Source organism: Enterobacteriaceae endosymbiont of Donacia vulgaris (assembly GCF_012568445.1).
In the GTDB taxonomy this organism is placed as follows: Bacteria; Pseudomonadota; Gammaproteobacteria; order Enterobacterales; family Enterobacteriaceae.
Genome location: NZ_CP046190.1, coordinates 1 through 636 on the forward strand (window position 1 = coordinate 1; position 636 = coordinate 636).

Sequence of the window (636 nt, forward strand, 5' to 3'; positions counted from 1 at the left end):
ATGATAAATCAAATTCCTATGACTTTACAAGGTGTAAAAAAATTACAAAAAGAATTAATTAAATTAAAAAATATAGAAAGACCAAAAATTATTAATTTAATTATAGCCGCTAGAAAACATGGTGATTTAAAAGAAAATGCTGAATATCAAGCAGCTCGTGAGGCACAAAGTTTTTGTGAAGGACGTATTAAAGAAATTGAAATTAAATTATCAAATGCTAATATAATAGATATTACAAAAATTATACATAATAATAAAATTATTTTTGGTTCTACTGTATATATAAAAAATATTGTCACTAATAAAATTAATTCTTATAAAATTGTTGGTGATGATGAATCGGATTTAAAAAATAATTTAATTGCAATTAATGCTCCTTTAGCTAGAGCTTTAATCGGAAAAAAAGAAAATAATATTATCAAAGTAAAAACACCAAAAGGTATTTTAAAATACGAAATATTAAAAATTCAGTATATTTAATATATAAATTAAATTTGACTTTATTTTAATTAGATAGTATATTAGTATTGTTAATAAAAATCTTTATGTCTAATAAAGATTTTGTTCTTTAATAATTTATCAGAAGAATATATGTGGGCATTCAAATTTTTAGAAGCTGTTTATTTTAAATTATGT

At 20.0% G+C, this 636-nt stretch carries 1 protein-coding gene; it reads left to right on the forward strand.

Features of this window, described 5'->3' with window-relative positions; all coding sequences use genetic code 11:
• Positions 1-480, forward strand: coding sequence for a transcription elongation factor GreA (greA, locus tag GJU01_RS00005; protein WP_168867825.1), 480 nt, complete (start codon positions 1-3; stop codon positions 478-480).
• The last annotated feature ends 156 nt before the right edge of the window (positions 481-636 follow it).